Source organism: Noviherbaspirillum sp., from assembly GCF_035627455.1.
Taxonomy (GTDB): Bacteria; Pseudomonadota; Gammaproteobacteria; order Burkholderiales; family Burkholderiaceae_D; genus Noviherbaspirillum.
In genome coordinates, this window is the sequence record NZ_DASPLS010000096.1 from 1 (window position 1) to 17671 (window position 17671).

General features: G+C 65.8%; 13 protein-coding genes and 1 pseudogene. 11 read left to right on the forward strand and 3 right to left on the reverse strand.

Annotated elements, in window-relative coordinates:
• Positions 1–25 precede the first annotated feature (25 nt).
• Positions 26–622: a nitroreductase family protein gene (locus VEC01_RS18280; protein WP_324902344.1), complete on the forward strand. Its 597-nt coding sequence runs from the start codon at positions 26–28 to the stop codon at positions 620–622.
• A gap of 36 nt (positions 623–658) precedes the next feature.
• The gene (locus VEC01_RS18285) at positions 659–1273 is read left to right on the forward strand and encodes a LysE family translocator (protein WP_324902345.1); all 615 of its coding nucleotides are present in this window, start codon (positions 659–661) and stop codon (positions 1271–1273) included.
• Here VEC01_RS18285 and VEC01_RS18290 read toward each other — a convergent pair.
• Positions 1261–2160, reverse strand: coding sequence for a LysR family transcriptional regulator (locus VEC01_RS18290; RefSeq protein WP_324902346.1), 900 nt, complete (start codon positions 2158–2160; stop codon positions 1261–1263). The genes VEC01_RS18285 and VEC01_RS18290 overlap by 13 nt on opposite strands.
• A 304-nt stretch (positions 2161–2464) precedes the next feature.
• On the opposite strand from VEC01_RS18290, the gene VEC01_RS18295 reads away from it, so the two are divergent.
• The 5 genes and pseudogenes from VEC01_RS18295 to VEC01_RS18315 all read left to right on the forward strand — a co-directional run bounded on the left by VEC01_RS18295 (position 2465) and on the right by VEC01_RS18315 (position 9711).
• Entirely contained in the window at positions 2465–3502 is a 1038-nt protein-coding gene (locus tag VEC01_RS18295; protein WP_324902347.1) for a histone deacetylase family protein, read from the forward strand.
• Between the two features lie 199 nt (positions 3503–3701).
• Positions 3702–4853: a GGDEF domain-containing protein gene (locus tag VEC01_RS18300; RefSeq protein ID WP_324902348.1), complete on the forward strand. Its 1152-nt coding sequence runs from the start codon at positions 3702–3704 to the stop codon at positions 4851–4853.
• Positions 4854–5153: 300 nt separating this feature from the next.
• Complete coding sequence (locus VEC01_RS18305) at positions 5154–5699, forward strand: hypothetical protein (protein ID WP_324902349.1); 546 nt, start codon at positions 5154–5156, stop codon at positions 5697–5699.
• Positions 5700–5779: 80 nt separating this feature from the next.
• Positions 5780–6260, forward strand: a pseudogene (locus VEC01_RS20670) (NYN domain-containing protein); the annotation flags it as partial.
• 496 nt (positions 6261–6756) lie between these two features.
• Positions 6757–9711 carry an RHS repeat-associated core domain-containing protein gene (locus tag VEC01_RS18315; RefSeq protein WP_324902351.1) on the forward strand — a complete coding sequence of 985 codons (2955 nt, stop codon included), beginning with the start codon at positions 6757–6759 and terminating at the stop codon, positions 9709–9711.
• A 321-nt stretch (positions 9712–10032) separates the two neighbouring features.
• Here the strand turns inward: VEC01_RS18315 and VEC01_RS18320 are convergent, their stop codons facing one another.
• Together VEC01_RS18320 and VEC01_RS18325 are read right to left on the reverse strand one after the other, a co-directional pair.
• Complete coding sequence (locus VEC01_RS18320; RefSeq protein WP_324902352.1) at positions 10033–10398, reverse strand: hypothetical protein; 366 nt, start codon at positions 10396–10398, stop codon at positions 10033–10035.
• Between the two features lie 193 nt (positions 10399–10591).
• On the reverse strand, positions 10592–11491 hold the full coding sequence (locus VEC01_RS18325) for an alpha/beta hydrolase (RefSeq protein ID WP_324902353.1): 900 nt from the start codon (positions 11489–11491) through the stop codon (positions 10592–10594).
• A gap of 254 nt (positions 11492–11745) precedes the next feature.
• Between VEC01_RS18325 and VEC01_RS18330 the strand changes: the two genes are divergently transcribed.
• The 4 genes from VEC01_RS18330 to dmeF form a co-directional block, all read left to right on the forward strand.
• Positions 11746–12879 carry a Do family serine endopeptidase gene (locus VEC01_RS18330; RefSeq protein WP_324902354.1) on the forward strand — a complete coding sequence of 378 codons (1134 nt, stop codon included), beginning with the start codon at positions 11746–11748 and terminating at the stop codon, positions 12877–12879.
• 243 nt (positions 12880–13122) lie between these two features.
• The gene (locus tag VEC01_RS18335; RefSeq protein WP_324902355.1) at positions 13123–15333 is read left to right on the forward strand and encodes a SulP family inorganic anion transporter; all 2211 of its coding nucleotides are present in this window, start codon (positions 13123–13125) and stop codon (positions 15331–15333) included.
• An 86-nt stretch (positions 15334–15419) separates the two neighbouring features.
• Entirely contained in the window at positions 15420–16667 is a 1248-nt protein-coding gene (locus VEC01_RS18340) for an RDD family protein (RefSeq protein ID WP_324902356.1), read from the forward strand.
• 165 nt (positions 16668–16832) lie between these two features.
• On the forward strand, positions 16833–17671 hold an 839-nt coding region (dmeF, locus tag VEC01_RS18345), incomplete at its 3' end, for a CDF family Co(II)/Ni(II) efflux transporter DmeF (protein WP_324902357.1).

The following is a 17671-nucleotide window of genomic DNA, read 5'->3' on the forward strand; positions in this document are numbered from 1 at the left end:
TTTACTGACGGAGAGGGAGGGCGCGATGCCTATCATTGACACCATACTGGAACGCAGGTCGCAGCCGATCGTCGAGGGAGCGATCGACGCGGCGGCGCTGGAAACGATCTTCCGCTGCGCGCTGACCGCACCCGACCACAAGCGGATACGGCCTTGGCGCTACATCGTCTGCAACGACGAACACAAGGCGGCGCTGAAGCAGCTGATCCTGTCGACGCTGCCGCCGCACGCGGATGCCGCGGAGCGCGCTCAGCAGGTGGAGCGCAAGCTCGGCTTCGCGCCGCATATCGTGATCTGCGCGCTGGAGTTCAACCGGCGCTGCGGCGTTCCCGATATCGAACAGATCCTGTCCGCAGGCGCATCGATCCAGAACATGATCGTCGCCGCCGAGGCGCTCGGCTGCAAGTGTTACTGGAAGACCGGTGAATGGGCGTACAACCCGTCGCTGCGCGACAGGCTCGGGCTCGGCAGGGATGCGGTCATCACCGGTTTCCTCGGCCTCGGCCGGCGCGCGGGCGCCGGCTGCAGCGCCAGGCAGGTGGAACGCCCGGCGCTCGATGCGCATTTCAGGCTGATGGATGCACCGGTTCCGCAGGCGCAGGACTGCGTCCAGATGCATTGAACAACGACAGTATTCAATTTTCCGGAACAGCAAAAAATGATGACCTTGACCCTGCTTGTCGCCATGACCGTGTTTTCGCTGACGATGTCGATTTCCCCCGGACCGGTCAACATGGTGATCGTGTCCTCGGGAGCCAACCACGGTTTCCGCCGCACGCTGCCCTTCGTGTCGGGCGCGACCATCGGCTTCACGCTGTTGCTGATCTTCGTCGGCTTCGCCTTCATGCAGGTCGTCACCGGCTATCCGCGGGTGATGCTGCTGATGGGGCTGGCCGGCTCCGCCTTCATCATCTACATCGGCTGGCGGATCGCGTCGTCTTCGCCTTCGATCACGCTGGAGAAGGACAACGTGCCGACCTTCATGCAGGGCTTCCTGTTGCAATGGCTCAACCCCAAGGCCTGGATCGCGTGCGCGTCCGGCGCGGCGCTGTTCTCCGACCCGGACACCAAGGCCACGCTGATCACGTTCATCACGATCTATTTCCTGGTCTGCTATGCATCGCTGGCGGCATGGGCGGTGCTGGGCGACCGCGTCGCGCTGGTCCTCAACAGCCGGGAGCGCATCCGCGCGTTCAACATGCTGATGGGCGGTCTGCTGATCGCCTCGGCCTGCTACCTGGTCTATGGCCAGCTGGGCGCTTATGCGGCGTGACGCAGGCCGAGCGCGTCGTAGACCCAGTTGATCAGGGTATAGGCGACGCTGCTGGGCGAAATGTTCGACGGCCATACCGCATGCACCCGCAGCGGGCTCAGCGACCACCCCGGCAGGACTTCCTCGATCCGGCCGTGCGCGATGTCGTCGCGCGCCAGGAACTCCGGCGGCGCCGCCAGGCCGGCGCCGCGCCTGGCGAGCTGGTACGCGGCTTCCACGTTGTCCATGCGGATCCGCGGCACGTACCGGACGTCATGGCGCTCGCCCTTGGCATTGATGAAGGTACGGAAGTTGGGCCGCATGGTCAGGCCGATCCACGGGAGTTCCGCCAGGTCGCGCGGATGGCGGATGCGCGGATAGGCATTGAGCAGCGCGCGGCTGGCCACCACCTTGCGCGTGAATTCGAACACCGGCTTGGCCTTCAGCGAACTGTCCGGCAGGTCGCCGACGCGGAACGCGACGTCGATGCTTTCGCTGATGATGTCGTTGCGGTTGTCGCTGCACAGGATGTCGAGATGGATGTCCGGGTGCAGCTTGATGAAATTGCCGACCTGGTCCATGAACGCGGGGCTGTTGATCAGCACTGCCGGCATCGACACGCGCAGGTTGTTGGTGGTCGAGACGGAGCGCTGCTTGAATTCGATGATGCCCTTTTCGTACAGCTCCAGCATCGACTTCGCGGTTTCCAGCAGGTTGATGCCGTCGTGGGTGAGGGAAAGCTTGCGCGTATTCCGGTACAGCAGCGCGGCGCCCAGGTTCTTTTCCAGCTTCGCGATGTGCATGCTGATGGTCGCTGTGGTCAGCTGCAGCGCCTCTGCCGCGCGCGAAAAGGAACCGGCTTCGGCAACCTTGGCGAATACGATCAGATAACGGATGTCTTCAATCATGCGGCGCTCATACTTCCTGGCGGTTGAATCCCCTGCCTTGCAGTCCGGGGAATCGGACGCGGCACCGGCAGAGCCGAATTATCGGTGAACGGCGGCGCGCTTGTCTAATGGATTTGCGGGTAGATGCCGGAGAATTGCGCCAGCTTAAGGATGTGGTCGAGATCGGCGTGATGCGGCGCCTTGGTTCAAGGGATTGGCTCCAGATGCACCATGATTCTTTGCTGTTTTGATAGAGCCATTTCCGCGCAATCCATTGCTGCAGCGCATATTCCTGATGCGCTTGCGTATCGGGTAAGATCGGCGCATGGATATCATCTACAGCCCCGACCACCACGCCCACCGCGGCCAGTTCGAATTCTTCCGCGGCGAACTCGTCCCCTGCTTCGAAAAGCCCGAACGGGCCGACTACGTGTACAACGCGGTGGTCGAGCACAAGATCGGCACCGTGTCTGCGCCGGAAAGCTTCCCGCTCGCCGCCATCGAGCGGGTGCACGCGCGGCGTTACCTGCGTTTCCTCGAACGCGCGTGGGACGCCTGGTCCGCGCTCGGCAATACCCGCGACGCGATCCCCGCGGTATGGCCGATCCGCGGCTTCCGGCACGACGTCGAGCCGGACAATTTCATTGCGCAGCTCGGCATGTACTCCTTCGACAGCGGCACGCCGTTTACCGCCGGCTCCTGGCGCGCCGCGCGGCTGGGCGCCGATATCGCGCTGACCGCGCAGCGCCGCATCGCGCAGGGCGCGCGCGCCGCGTTCGCGCTGTCGCGCCCGCCCGGCCACCATGCCGGGCCGGATTTCCTCGGCGGCTACTGCTTCATCAACAATGCGGCCGTCGCGGCGCAGGCTTTCATCGACGGCGGCGCCGCGCGGGTGGCGATCCTCGACGTCGACTACCACCACGGCAACGGCACGCAATCGATCTTTTACGACCGTGCCGACGTGCTGTTCCAGTCCATCCACGGCGACCCGAAGACCGAGTATCCGTTCTATCTGGGTCATGCGGACGAGACCGGCGCGGGCGACGGCGCCGGCTTCAACCGGAACTATCCGCTGCCGGCGGGCAGCAGCAATGCGCAGTGGTTCGACGCGCTGGAGGCGGCCTGCGCGCGCATCCGCGGCTACGCGCCGGACGCGCTGGTGGTGTCGCTCGGCGTCGATACCTATCGCGGCGACCCGATCTCGAAGTTCATGCTCGATGCGCCGGAATACCTGGCGCTCGGCGCGCGGCTCGCCGGCCTCGGCCTGCCGACGCTGTTCGTGATGGAAGGCGGGTATGCGGTTGCCGAAATCGGCACCAATGTGGCGCATGTGCTGCGCGGCTTCCGCGACGTGGCGGGCTGAGCCGCGCCCGGCCTGCTTCCGGCGCGCGCATTTGCGGAATGACGTCCCGCCTACTGCATCTGCAGTAGGCGGTTGTGCGCGATGCCCGGTTTCGCTCCCTGGCCGCCACAACCGCATGCAGTAAACCGCACCATCTCCGCAGTTATGGCTACAATGGTTTTCAGACCTAGCGACAAGCACGTCACGTGCAGACCCGGAGATGCCGACCAACCCAGCGAAGCAGCGCCACCGGTTGAAGCGAACCTGGTTCGCCTTCGCCTTCTATTCGCTGTGCGCGGCGACTCTCGGTTTCGCACACTGGCAGGGCTTGTATCCGCTGTTTCCGCTGCTGGTGTACCTCGCCTGTTACATCGGGCTCTGCGCGCTGTTCATGGCGGCGATCCGCAGCGGATGGAACCTGCGTTTGCGCGACCCGAGCATGACCCAGGCGCAGATCGCGTGCTCCGCGGTGCTGTGCAGCTATGCGGCGATTTACAGCGGGCCGATGCGCGGCGCCTTCATGCTCGCCTATGTGATCGGGCTGATGTTCGGCGGCACGCAGCTGAGCGTACGCCAGATGGCGGTGCTGGCGGTGATTCCGGTACTGCTGTTTCCGCTCTCTGCCGTGGTGGCCGCGCGCGAGAATCCCGCCGCGATCGACTGGCGCATCGAATTCGTGTACTGGATCGCGCTGTGCGTGATCCTGGGCTTTACCGTGATGCTGGTCGGGAACCTGGGACGCCTGCGCAAACGCCTGCGCGAGGCGAACGCGGAGCTGGAGGCGGCGCTGGAACGGCTGACCGATGTGGCGGTGCATGACGAGCTGACCGGCCTGTACAACCGGCGTTATCTGCTTGACATGCTGAGGCGCGAGAAAAGCCGGGCCGACCGCGGCGAAATCCCGTTCTGCGTGTCCATCCTCGACATCGATCATTTCAAGCGCGTCAACGACACCTACGGGCACAGCGGCGGCGATGCGGTGCTGCGCGCCTTTGCCGGCGCGGCCCTGGGCCAGGTGCGCTCTTCCGACCTGCTGGGCAGATGGGGCGGCGAGGAATTCCTGCTGCTGTTGCCGAAGACGTCGATCGACGAGGCGGAAGCCTGCCTGCAGCGGATCAAGGGCGAACTGGAACGCGCGGCATTCGATGGTGTCGCGGCGAAGGCGAGCATCACGTTTTCCGCAGGTATTGCGCAGTACCAGCCGGGGAAAACCATCGACGAACTGATCGAGCGCGCGGATCGCGCGATGTACGCGGCGAAGCATGCGGGAAGGAACCGCATCTTCCAGGATGCCGGCGAGGTGCTGCGGCGCGAGAGCGCCGGCATGCGGTATGGGAACATTTCTGCCGCTCTCCCTAAAAGTCCGGCCTGACTCAATGCGAGCGCGGGCGCAGTCCCCCAGCATCACCTCCCAGCTCCGCCGTCGTTCCGGCTGGGGGAAAGACGGGAGCAGCGCCACGCTTTCTTAAGTGAAATGTCTTGGCCGGCTTCCCTCGCCGCGGTATCGAATGGAAAACCGCCATTAAGGACGGCACTGTTTCCCGCTTATTGATAATCGCGTAGTGTCTTCCGCCGACTGCAATTCCGCCGAAACCTCCCCGTACGGCAGCACTCCAATGCAAGACAGGCAACCCCGAATCCTTCCCGGCTGCCGCCCTCACCGGTCCCTGCCATGCCTACCCTCCTCGCCAAGCTGCTGTTGCTGCTCCTCGCCCTGACCATCGTCATTCCCGAGTCTTACGCCAAGCGCGCCGGCAGTGGCCGCTCGGTCGGCCGCCAGGCCGGGGTGGTGCGGCAGCAACGCCCCGCTACCCCGCCACCCGCGCCGCCAGCCATGTCGCGCGCGCAGCCCGCGCCGCCGCCGCAACGCCAGCAGCCCGTGCCGCCGTCTTCCGCGGCCAGGCAGGACAACGCGCCGCTCACGCCCGAGCGCACCCTGCCACAGCAGGCCCGCAGCCCCTGGGGCGGCATCCTCGGCGGCGCACTGATCGGCCTCGGTCTCGGTTCGCTGCTCGGCGGCGACCGTGACGCCAACGCGGCGAACCAGAGCGAAGGCAGCAGCGGCGCCGGCACCGGCAATGCGGCCTCGGGTACCGGAGACGAGCAGGCGCAGCCGGCGCAGGCGCAGCGCAGCGGCTTCGGCTCGTTCTGGCTGTGGGGAATTCTCGCCGCCGTGGTGATCTACCTGGTGCGCCGCGCGCGCAACCGCCGCCGCTGATCGTTGCAACCGGTCGTGCCAATTCGCCTACAATGGCGTGCATTCCCGGCGCATCGCGCCGACACGACCACAAGGACCCGATGCCTACCCAAACCGAAATCACCAGCATGGCTCTGTTCTGCGACTTCGAGAACATCGCGCTCGGCGTGCGCGACGCGAAGTATGCGAGCTTCGACATCCGCCGCGTGCTCGAGCGGCTGCTGCTCAAGGGCAGCATCGTCGTCAAGAAGGCGTACTGCGACTGGGAGCGCTACAAGGAATTCAAGGGGACGATGCATGAGGCATCGTTCGAGCTGATCGAGATCCCGCATGTGCGGCAGTCGGGCAAGAACTCGGCCGACATCCGCATGGTGGTCGACGCGCTCGACCTGTGCTACACCAAGTCGCATGTGGACGCGTTCGTGATCATCAGCGGCGACTCGGATTTTTCGCCGCTGGTGTCCAAGCTGCGCGAGAACAACAAGTATGTGATCGGCATCGGCGTGCGCGATTCGACCTCCGACCTGCTGGCGGCGAACTGCGACGAATTCATCTTCTACGACGACCTGGTGCGCGAGCAGAAGCAGCGCCGCAAGCCGGCGGAAAAGAAGGTTGTGGCGAAGAAGGCGGCGAACAACGGCGCCGAACCGGCGGTGAAGGCCCCGGCGCCGAAGGGCAAGGCAAAGCCCGAGGAAAAGAACGACGACGAGCGCCGCCAGGAGGTGCTGGATTTCGCGGTCGAGACGGTCGAGGCCTTGAGCGACGAGCGTGGCGGCGACGAGAAAATCTGGGGATCGATGGTGAAGCAGACCATGAAGCGGCGGCGTCCCGGCTTCAACGAGGCTGCGTATGGCTACCGCTCGTTCCGCGCGCTGATCGAGGATGCGCAGAAGCGCCAGCTGCTGGTGGTGGTGCCGGATGAAAAGACCGGGCAGTACACGGTGAGGCTCGGGGTGGGGGCAGAGTAGAGGCCTGACCGCGCGCCAAGCCGGCGCGTGCGGAAAAATACTGCATTTGCAGTATTAATGATTCCGAAGGCTCTGCGGATGATGGTCGCTTTGAACCGGCAAGGCGTCGCATGCCGCACCTCCCTGTTACTGCCAGCTTTCTTTCCGCCGCTACCGGCGGCTTACTGAGCCAGTCCCATGTGGACGCCGGCGCCCGCTGCCGGCTGCCGGATGCGCTCGGCCGTTCCTGGTTTGCCGGCGATGCGCGCGGCTTTGTCAGCCTGCCTTCCTATGATGCGATGCACAGGCCGGTTGCCGTCACCATTGCCCGGCGCGGCGCCGGCGACCCCACGGTCTCCGCACGCATCGGCTACGGGGAAAGCCTGCCGCAGCAAGAAACCCAGGCACTGAATTTGCGCGGAAGCGTATCCGAATACTTCGGCCAGGACGGATGGGACCAGGTGCGCGGCGTCTCCCTGCTCGGCCAGCCCTGTGCGGCGTTGCGCTACCTCGCTTGCGACTATGCCGGCGGCGAAGACGGCATGCCCGCGCTTGCCATTCCGGCGCTGGAAGGCTCGGTGCCGGCGGATGCCGGCTTGCAGAGCCAGGGTTACAGCGGCGCGTGGCCGCGCACCGATGCCCTCGGCCGGGTGCTGGAATTCGTCAACCTGAGCGGCAACGTGCTGCGGACCTCCTATCTGGCAAGCGGGTTTCCCGATACCGTGTCCGCGGACGGCATCAGCTGTCTGTCCAGCTTTGCCTTCAATGCAAAAGCCCAGTTGCTCTCGATGCGCGTGGGGACCGCGGAAAGCGGCGGGGACGGCCTGTTCAGCGCCGCTCTTCGTTACGATTCCCGCAGTTACCGGATCCTGCAGCGCTATGCCAGTACCGATGCCGCGCGCATCGCCGCCGCGCCCGGCACAGGCTGGATCGACGGCGCCGGCGATGCAGGCAGGCGCCAGGACATGCGTTTTGCATTCGACCCCGGCGGCAATGTCGTCGACGTGCAGGACGCCTATCCGGCCATCGTGTTTGGCGCGGACGACAGCGCGCGATCAAGTTACGGCTACGACGCGCTGTACCGGCTGCTGACGGCGAGCGGCCTGGAAAGCGCCGCCGCCAGCCCGATCGAGGGCAGGACGGGTACCGCCATCCCGGCGCCGGCCACCGCTTCCGGCAGTGCCGGGCAGCTGCTTCCCTATCAGCAGCGCTATGCGTACGACGATGCCGGCAATATCACTGCGCTGGCGCATTACCGTGACGGCAGCCCGAGTGCGAGCCGCAGCGCGGCGATGATGGTGTCGTCCGGGTCCAATCGCTCGATTCCGGCCAGCTACTACGAAAACCTTGCAGGCGCCGCAAAAACGGGCGCGGTCGACGAATCCTTCCTGGCGAACCACGGCGTGTTCGACGCCTGCGGCAACCAGCTGAAAAACGCCAGCCTCTCGGCGATCGCATGGAACTACGAAAACCAGGCGACCTGCGCCGCCTATCCCGGCGCGGACGGCGCCGTTGTCACCGAATACAGCGTCCATTCTCCCGGCGGCGCCCGCAGCCGGAAGGTGACCGAAACCCGGAATGCGCAGGGATTGCTCACGCAACTTGCCACGGTCACGTACCTGGGCGGCGTGGAATGGCGCGCGAGCTACATCCAGGCGGATCCGGAACAGGGCATCGGCTACGACGGCGAGACGGTGACCAATGCGATCCCGCAAACCGACTACAGCGAGCTGCACATCCCTCTCGGCCACACGCAGCAGCTGCGCATTCTCTCCTGCCGCCTGGGTGCGCAGGGCGAGGCGGCCGGACGTACCCGGTACACCCTCTCGGACCAGATCGATTCCTGCCAGATGGAGCTGCAGGCCGACGGCAGCATTGCCAATTACCAGGGGTTTTACCCTTACGGCGGAACGGCTCTCAGCGTGGCCGGTGACGCCACTGGCGATGACGGCGCCAGGCTGAAGGCGAGGCAGTATTCGGGCGAGGAAAGGGATAGCACCGGTTTGTACGCTTATGGCTATCGTTTCTTCAAGCCGTACGAATTCTGCTGGCTGAATCCGGATCCGGCGGGCTTTGAGGGCAGCGGATTGAACTGGTACCAGATGGTGGGCGGGAATCCGGTCAGCTTCCGGGATGAAAAGGGGCTGACGAAATTTCTCATGGTGGAGCCGAAGCGCGGCGAGGGTAAAGCTTTTCCCCTGAAAGTGCATCCATTGAGTGACTTCAGGGACTTGGTGAGCAAGCGCCGTGACACTGCTGCTGGAAACACTTCACTCAAATTCCTGCTGCTGGAAAATCATGAAGTGCATACGGCAAGCTTTGTGACGCTACACATGCTTTTCGAGAAGAAGGTGCTTCCTGCCAAGTCGGACATACTTATCGAATCCTGGCCCCCGGCACGTATGACGCCGTCGTTCTTCAGGAGCAGGAAGAAATTTTTCAGGAACGACGTGGCGTACGAACTGGAGTTCTATAAAAAGTACCGGAAGCGAATTGGATCAGCGGAGTCGCTCGGACACTTTTTGAGGGTGGAAACCGGCCAGGCATCTTTTCCGCTCTGGTCGGATCTTGTTGAGCGCTATATTTTCGGACCGGACCGGATCCTCCATCCAGAGTCGCCGAGGAAAATTTACATGAGAAGTATCAGGGCAATGCGCCTCGACATGGACGAACGGTTGAGCCCGGCCAGCGCATGGACAACGAGAACCAAGACGATCGTCGTCGGCCTCGCGCACTTCTTCAGTTTGCCGACCACTTGGAGCGCCCCCTACCGCGACCCCGGTGACCCGGATACCTATCGGCACATGGAAATCGATTTCGGTTTGCAGAACCTGCCGGGAAATATCGCAATTGTCCCCTTTGCCACGGCAATGGCATTCTGGGGGAGGGCTTACGATGCAGCGAGCAACCTGGGATCGCTACTAAATACGGCGCGTTCTGAAGGATATCGAGCAAAATTATATGAATTCTCGGATCAGAATGAAAAGACGCCGTGTAGAACAGAGGACTGTACCTTTGTGAGTTTGCGTAACCTTGCCAGCAACGACATATATCGGATGTTCTTCGTGCTTGAGCCTCGCCGTTAGAGCGTTTCCAGCCTGAGATGTCCGACGTGGCGGAGCGCGCGGGCCGAGGCGCGGCGAATGCTGCAGGCCACGGCACGGACGCGCAACGCAGTAGCGCATGCAAGACGCCCGGTATCAGGAGCCTGTCAGGCTGAAACGCTCCAGCGGCCTTCGGTCGTGGTTGTCGCGCTCGCACGTGTCGCGGCGTACGGCCTGCGCCGAATGGGACGCGACGTTCCTTCGCGTCGCATCTGAATGATCCGATTACTCGTCGCCTCATTTGCGCGGTTTCCTTCATGCGCCTTTTTTTCTACCCTGTCTGGCGGCACTGCCGCAGCCGGTTCAGATCGTCAAGCCCGGCAACGCCTTCCTGCGCACCTGCGCCAGGCGCAGCGCCATATGCTCCAGCAAAACCGCCTCCAGTTCATCCATGCAGGCCCTGGCCGCGCCGGGATTGCCGGGATGTTCGGCGTTGAGCGCCGCCTGCAGCGCCTCCCGCTCGCTCCGGCAATTCCACATCGCCGCCTGCATCACACCGTCTTCCGACGCGTCTTGCGCCGCATCCGGGAAGGCGCGCGCGAGGGCGCAGCCCAGGTACGCTTTTCGTTCAGGGAAGTCGCTGGCGGCGGCAGGAACGGGCTGCCGGGTCAGGCAGCCGGGCAGCACGAGCACCGCGAGCACGAATACGGGGGCAAGGCGCCGGATCATGGGAATGGCGGGTAACGTCGATCCTCATATGCTAGCCGTGCGTTGCACCCGCGCACTGCGGAAGAACAACGAATGTGAAAAACGGTATTCGCCAGACAAGACCGAGGGGCGGTGCGCTGCTGCGATCCGGTCAGCTGCGGCAAGGCGGCGCCGACGAACGTGAAGGCGCTTTAGGGGCCCAGGCGTGCCGGCATCAGCCCGTGCTGCCCTGCCAGCCGAACAGTTCCCGCAGCGCGCGGCGGTATTCCGGTTTCCCGAGCCGCATCGCATTGTTGTGGCCGCCGCCTTCCACCAGCAGCAGGCGCTTCTTGCCGCGGGCAGTGGCGTAAAGCTCCTGGCTGAAGCGCGGCGCCACATACCTGTCGCTGTCGCCGTGCACGATCAGCACCGGCAGCTCGACCCGGCCGATCTTGTCGATCGAGTCGAACTTCTGCGACATCAGCAGCTGCACCGGCAGCCAGCGATAGCTCAGCGCGCGGGCGATGTCGGCCAGCGAGGTGAACGAGGATTCGACGATCAATCCGGCCGCCTGCTCCGGCTGCAGGCGGGTCGCGAGATCGACCGCCACCGCGCCGCCGAGCGAATGGCCGTAGACGTAGCGTTTTTTCGGGTCCGGCTGCAGCTGCGCAAGTCGCTCCCATGCGACCCGCGCGTCTTCATACACGCTGCGCTCCGACGGCAGCCCGCCGTCGCTCTTGCCGAAGCCGCGGTAATCGATCGCCAGCACCGAAAAGCCGAACTCGCGCAGCTGCTCGATGCGGAACAGGTGGCCGGTCAAGTTCCAGCGCGCGCCGTGCAGGTAGAGCAGCGCAGGCGCATCCTTGCGCGCCGCGGGCCACCACCACGCGTGGATCTGTTCGGACTTGTCGCCGGCGGCCACCGGAATGCTGAATTCGGTCACGCCCTCCGGCAGGCCCGAGTACCAGCTGGCGGTGCCGGGTTCGATGCGGAAGGTGAGTTCGCGCTCCTTTTGCGCGAGCTGGCTGCAGCCGCCGGCGGTCAGCACCGCGGCGACGCCGGCCAGCGCCGCCGCGAACGCGCGCCGGCGCCGCAGCGGCGGGAGCAGCAGGTCGGGAGAGAAACGGTCAAGCATGATTCCAGTGTATAAGGCTGGCGCGGCGAAGATTGCCGACCGGCATGGCAAGAGTGAATAAGACGTGCGAAGCGACAAAACGTTCGCACGCGAGGGCGCTACCGTGGAGCGGATTCCCGGGGCTTTTGCGACGTCTCTGTTTCCGTCTTGGAATCCGCGCGCCGCATCCTCATATTCGCGCCAGGCAGGGCGTGTCCGTTCCCGCCTCGTGCGCGGAACGCTCCCGGCCTCCTTCATGAAATATGGGAGAAAACATGATCTTCAAGTACCGTCGTTGCGCCGCCGCTCTCGCGTCCGCGCTTGGCGCGCTGGTGCTCGCCGCCTGCTCGCCGTCCGACAAGGAAGCGCCGCCGCCGAAGGCGGAAGAAGCGAAGCCGGCCGCGCCCCCGCCCGTCACCGCCAGCGGCGTGCAGCTGCCGAGCTTCGTCAACCTGGTCAAGCAGCAAGGGCCGGCGGTGGTCAACATCAGCGCGGTCCGGGCCGGCAACGGCGGGCTGCCGCCGGGACATCCGCTGTATGAATTCTTCCGGCGCTTCGGCGGCACGCCTGACCAGGGCGAAGCACCGGGCGTGGGCCTGGGTTCCGGCTTCATCATCAGCGAGGACGGCTATGTGCTGACCAACGCGCATGTGATCGACAAGACTGACGAAGTCACGGTCAAGCTGACCGACAAGCGGCAGTTCAAGGCCAAGGTGGTCGGCGCCGACGTCTACACCGACGTGGCGCTCTTGAAGATCAATGCGAAGGACCTGCCGGTGGTGAAGATCGGCGACCCGGCGAAGGTGGAGCCGGGCGAATGGGTGGCCGCGATCGGCTCGCCGTTCGGCTTTGAAAGCAGCGTGACGGTCGGCGTGGTGAGCGCGAAGGGACGCCTGCTGCCCAACGGCAGCTACGTGCCCTTCATCCAGACCGACGTCGCGGTCAATCCGGGCAATTCCGGCGGCCCGCTGTTTTCCACCAGCGGCGAAGTGGTCGGGATCAATTCGCAGATCTACAGCCAGACCGGCGGCTACATGGGCATCGCGTTCGCGATCCCGATCGACATCGCGATGGGCATCTCCAACCAGCTGCGCGAGTCGGGCAAGGTCACGCGCGGGCGCATCGGCGTGCAGTTGCAGGAACTGACGCAGGACATCGCCGCGTCGCTCGGCATGAAGAACGCACAAGGCGCGCTGGTGGCGGCGGTGCAGCGCGGCGGCCCGGCGGACAAGGCCGGCATCCAGCCCGGCGACGTGGTGGTCTCCTTCAACGGCCAGCCGGTGCAGACCACCGCCGATCTCGCGCGGCTGGTCGGCGGCACGAAGCCGGGCACGGCGGTGCCGGTGCAGGTCCTGCGCGATGGCAAGACGGTGGACGCGAAGATCACGCCGGACGCATTGGAGGGCTGAAACCGGCCCGCAAGGGTGGGTGCTGCCCGTCCTTTCGCAGGCCGGCCCCGCGCATGACCCGCTTCACCCGGCACAGCGCGCAACGGCCGCCCCAAAGCGGGTCGGGTCCCGCAAGAGCGGGCCGCCATCCCTTCCGGGCCTGCCAGGGGCTTGTCAAAATACCCTCCTTCCGTTGTAATTGACGGTCACTTTTTTCAATCTACCCATAGCATCGGGCCGCCGCGCATGGCCCGGCCTCCATACATGACCACATCCTCGCTGCGCGGCGATGCCGTCGGCGGCGCGTCCGCCGCCCTCGGCGGCCTGCCGCTCGAACTGATTTACGGGCCGATCGCCTTTTCCGCGCTCGGCGCCGCAAGCGCCCAGCTCGGCGTGCAGGCCGCGATCTGGGCATGCGCGCTGTGCGGCGTGCTGGCGCTGGTCTTCCGCACGACGCCGGGCATGATCTACGGCTCGCGCGCGCCGGCCGCTTTCGTGCTGGCGACGCTGGGGGCCGCATTGATGCAGCATCCGCAGGTCGCGGCATCATCCCATCCCGCCGAAACCGTGGTCGCGCTCATCTTCCTGTGCGTGTGCGGGTCCGGACTGCTGCAACTGCTGTTCGGGCTGGTGCGCATCGGCACGGCGCTCAAGTTCACGCCCTATCCCGTGCTGTCCGGGCTGATGGCGGGCGCCGCCATCCTGATGGTTGTCGCTTCGCTGCGCCCGGTGCTGGGCATCGCCGATGGCACGCCCTGGAGCGACACGCCCGGCGCCTGGCATCCGGCCAGCCTGGCGGTGGCGGCGGTCACCTTCGGCCTGTGCCTGCGGCCGCCGCGCCCGCTGAAACGGGTGCCCTTCATCCTTACCGCGCTGGCCGCCGGCACGCTCACCCACTATGCGCTGGCGGCCGTTCTTGGCGCGGGCCACCTCGGCGCGGTATTGGGCGCATCCGAGGTGCAGTTTCCGGCAGCGCCGCTGTGGCAGTACCTCCATGCCGGCAATGCGGCGCTGATCCTGGAACTGCTGCCCACGCTGCTGCCCTATGCGCTGGCGATCGCCGCGATCGGCTCGCTCGAATCGCTGACCTGCCTGCCGCCGATCGAGGCCGCTGCGGGCACGCGCGCCGATGGCGACCAGGAGCTGCGGGCACAGGGACTGGCGAACCTGTGCATCGGCCTGCTCGGCGGCACCCCGGCGATCGGCAATTTCTCGCGCGTCACCACCAATCTGATGTCCGGCGGCCTTACCCGCCGCTCCACGCTGTGCTATTCGCTGGCGATGGCACTGCTCGCGTTGTTCGCCGGTGCCGGCATCCAGTGGCTGCCGCGCGCGGCGATCGCCGGCGGCGCGCTGTTCTTCGCCTACGCGATGATCGACGACACCACGCGGCGCCTGGCGGTTCGCCTGCTGGCGGGCAGGGAAGCGGGCAGGGATGCCGGCAATGCCGCGCAGCAGCGGCTGCAACTCGCGAACTTCGCCGTGATCGTGCTGGTCGCCGTGGTCGCGGTGTTCGGCGACATGGTCAAGGCAGCGGGGATCGGCGTCATTGCGGCGATGTTCCTGTTCGTGCTGTCCAATGCCAAGCCGCTGGTGCGGCGCACCTTTACCGGGGAGCGTGCGCATTCGCTGCGGGTGCGCACGCCGGAGGCCAACGCCGTGTTGCGGCAGCACGGCAAGGACGTGGTCGTGATCGAGATGGAAGGCATCCTGTTTTTCGGAACGGCGGAGCGGCTGATCCGGGTGGTGGCGGAGATGGAGCCCGGCGTGGTCGCGGTGATTTTCGACATGCAGCGCGTGCGCGATACCGACAGCACCGGCGCGCGCGCGGTCCAGCAGGCGGCCCGCACCCTCGCCTCGCGCGGCGCGACCCTGATGATCGCCGGCGCCAACCGGGCGGTCGAGACGGCGCTGCGCGCGTTCGCGGCCGACAACGCGATCGCGGACGAATGCTGGCATGTCGACCTGGACCAGGCGCTGGAGGCGGCCGAGGACGCGCTCCTGGCGCGCCACGGCTTTGCACATGCAGAATCGGTGCTGCAACTGGGCCAGACCACGCTGGCCGCGAACCTGACGCCGGCCGAGGTGGAGGTGCTGCGCGCGCACCTGATCGAGCATGAAGTCGGCGGCACCGCTACCCTGTTTTCCGCCGGCGACGGCGGCGACAGCCTGTACGTCGCGGCCAACGGCCTGGTCAATATCCTGGTGCCGGTCAAGCGCGGCGCGCGCAAGCGGCTCGCGAGCTTTGCGCCCGGGGTCATCTTCGGCGAGATGGCGTTCATCGAAGGCAGCCGGCGCTCCGCCGATGCCGAGGCGGCGGGCTGCTCCATCGTGTGGGAGTTCCCGCGCAGCCGGCTGGAGGCGATCGAGCGCGAGCATCCGGCGGTGGCGCACAAGATCATGGCGAACCTCGCGCGCAGTCTGTCGGACCGCTTGCGCGTAACCACGCGGGCGCTGCGCCTGTCCTGGAAGTAGGGCCGCATCCGGGCCGCCGTCCGGACTTTGTCAAAGAACGAGAAATTCAGGGCGCCGGCAGAGCGTCATGCAAGATGGAGCGTGAGATGGACGGCTGGTGGTACCTGCGCGACGATGAACGGATCGGCCCGGTGAGCACCGCGGCCTTGCAGCACCTTTACCAGCAGGCCCTGGTCGATGCACGCACCCTGGTGTGGCAGGAGGGCATGGCGGCGTGGCTGCCGCTGGGCCAGGTCGCGGCGCTCGACGCCGCGATGCACGCGGTGCCGCCGCCGGCGCCTGTCACGGCCGACGCCGTATTGCGCCAGGAGCTGCCGATGGCCGGACGCTGGCGCCGGTTTTTCGCGCGGCTGTTCGATCTCGGCTGGGAATGCCTGCTGGTTGCCTTGGCAGCGGGCTTCCTGCTGGACGCGGTTTCCGCCGGCTTCGTCGCCTGGACGAACCTGCCCGGCTGGGACGAGGCGTTCGTTTTGCTCAGCCTGCCCTTCGCGCTGGCGCTGGATGCGCTGTGCTACGCGGCATTCGGCAATACCCCGGGCAAGGCGTTGCTCGGTCTCCAGCTCACCTCGATCCGCGGCGAACGGCTGACGCTGGCCGCCTGTCTGATCCGCAACCTGCGGCTCTGGGCAAGCGGCCTGGGACTGGGCATTCCGGTCGTTTCGCTGTTTACGCTGGCGCGGCAGAGCGGCCGCCTGCATAAGGGCATGCAGGCTTCCTACGACGAAGAGGCCGGCGACCGGGTGCATGCGAGGCCGATCGGCCGGGGGCGGCGCGCCGCGTTCGGCACCGCCTTCGGCGCGTTCGCGCTGCTGCTCGGCGCCTCCTGGCTGGCGGGGCTGGAGGATGACATCGAGCGTGCCGGCGTGGCGGCGCAGAAATTCTATGTCTGGAACAACCCGGATACCGGGGAGGATGTGCTGGTTGACGCGCGCTGGGAATTTGCATCGCAGACGAATGCCTATGGCACGCGCATGTTCGTGTTTACCGAACGCACCGACCATGCGCAGGCGATCTTCGGTCCCGAGGACGCGCCCGGCATGAGCCTGTCGAAGTATGTCGATGGTTTCCTACATAACATGGATGCGACGATGCGCTTCGATGACCGCGGACGCTTTGCCGAGCGCGAGGAACTGCCGGTGTGGGAGGGGCGGGGAACGATGCCGGGAAGGCCGGGAAGCGTGCTGCTGGTACGCATCCTGCAGATCGACGACACATTCTGGCGCTTCATCGTGGTGCAGGAGCCGCCGGTCGACTATTCGTCGCCGCTGGTCGACTTCCTCGAGCAGGCGCTGTGGGACAGCGTGCTGCCGCACGCGCTGCGCCCGACAACCTGACACCGGCACACCCGCGGCGGCGTCCCTGTTGTACCTGCCAGCGATATAATGTCCCCCCTGCTCTTGCCACCGGCGCACGCCGGTCGCGGTGTTGCCGCCAATGCCGGTACGGGAAGCCCGCCAGCACAGAACCGGTGGGGGCGCTTCGCTTGCCAAGGATTCAGCATGTCACTTCATCACCCTTCCGAAGACCTGTCCGCATGGACGCACGACCATGTGTTCGACGAAGGCAACCAGTCCGCCGAGCGCGGCACGCGCTTGGTCATGTGGATCACCGCCGCCATGATGGTTGTCGAGATTGCGGCCGGCTGGTGGTTCAACTCGATGGCGCTGCTGGCCGACGGCTGGCACATGAGTTCGCATGCGCTGGCAATCGGCCTGTCGGCGTTCGCGTATGCGATGGCCCGGCGCTACGCGCGCGATCCGCGCTTTGCATTCGGCACCTGGAAGATCGAGGTGCTGGCGGGCTTCACCAGCGCGGTGCTGCTGGTGGGCATCGCGGCGCTGATGGTCGTCGGTTCGATCGAGCGGCTTCTGTCGCCGCAGCCGATTCGTTACCAGGAAGCGATCCTGGTCGGCGTCCTCGGCCTGGCGGTCAACGTGGTGTGCGCGTTCATCCTCGGCGGCGCGCACCATCATCATCATGACGACCACCATCACCACCACCACGGTCACGATCACGATCACCACCATCATCACGACCTGAACCTGAAGTCCGCCTACCTGCACGTGATCGCCGATGCCGCGACGTCGGTGCTGGCCATCGTTGCGCTGATCGGCGGCTGGCTGTACGGGTGGTCATGGCTCGACCCGGTGATGGGCGTGGTCGGCGCGGCGCTGGTGGCGATCTGGGCGAAAAACCTGATCCGCGACACCGCCAAGGTGCTGCTTGACCGGGAAATGGATCATCCGGTGGTGGATGAAATCCGCGAAGCGGTGGAAGCGAACACCGGGGCGGAACGCACGCGCGTCGCCGACCTGCATGTGTGGCGCGTCGGCAAGCG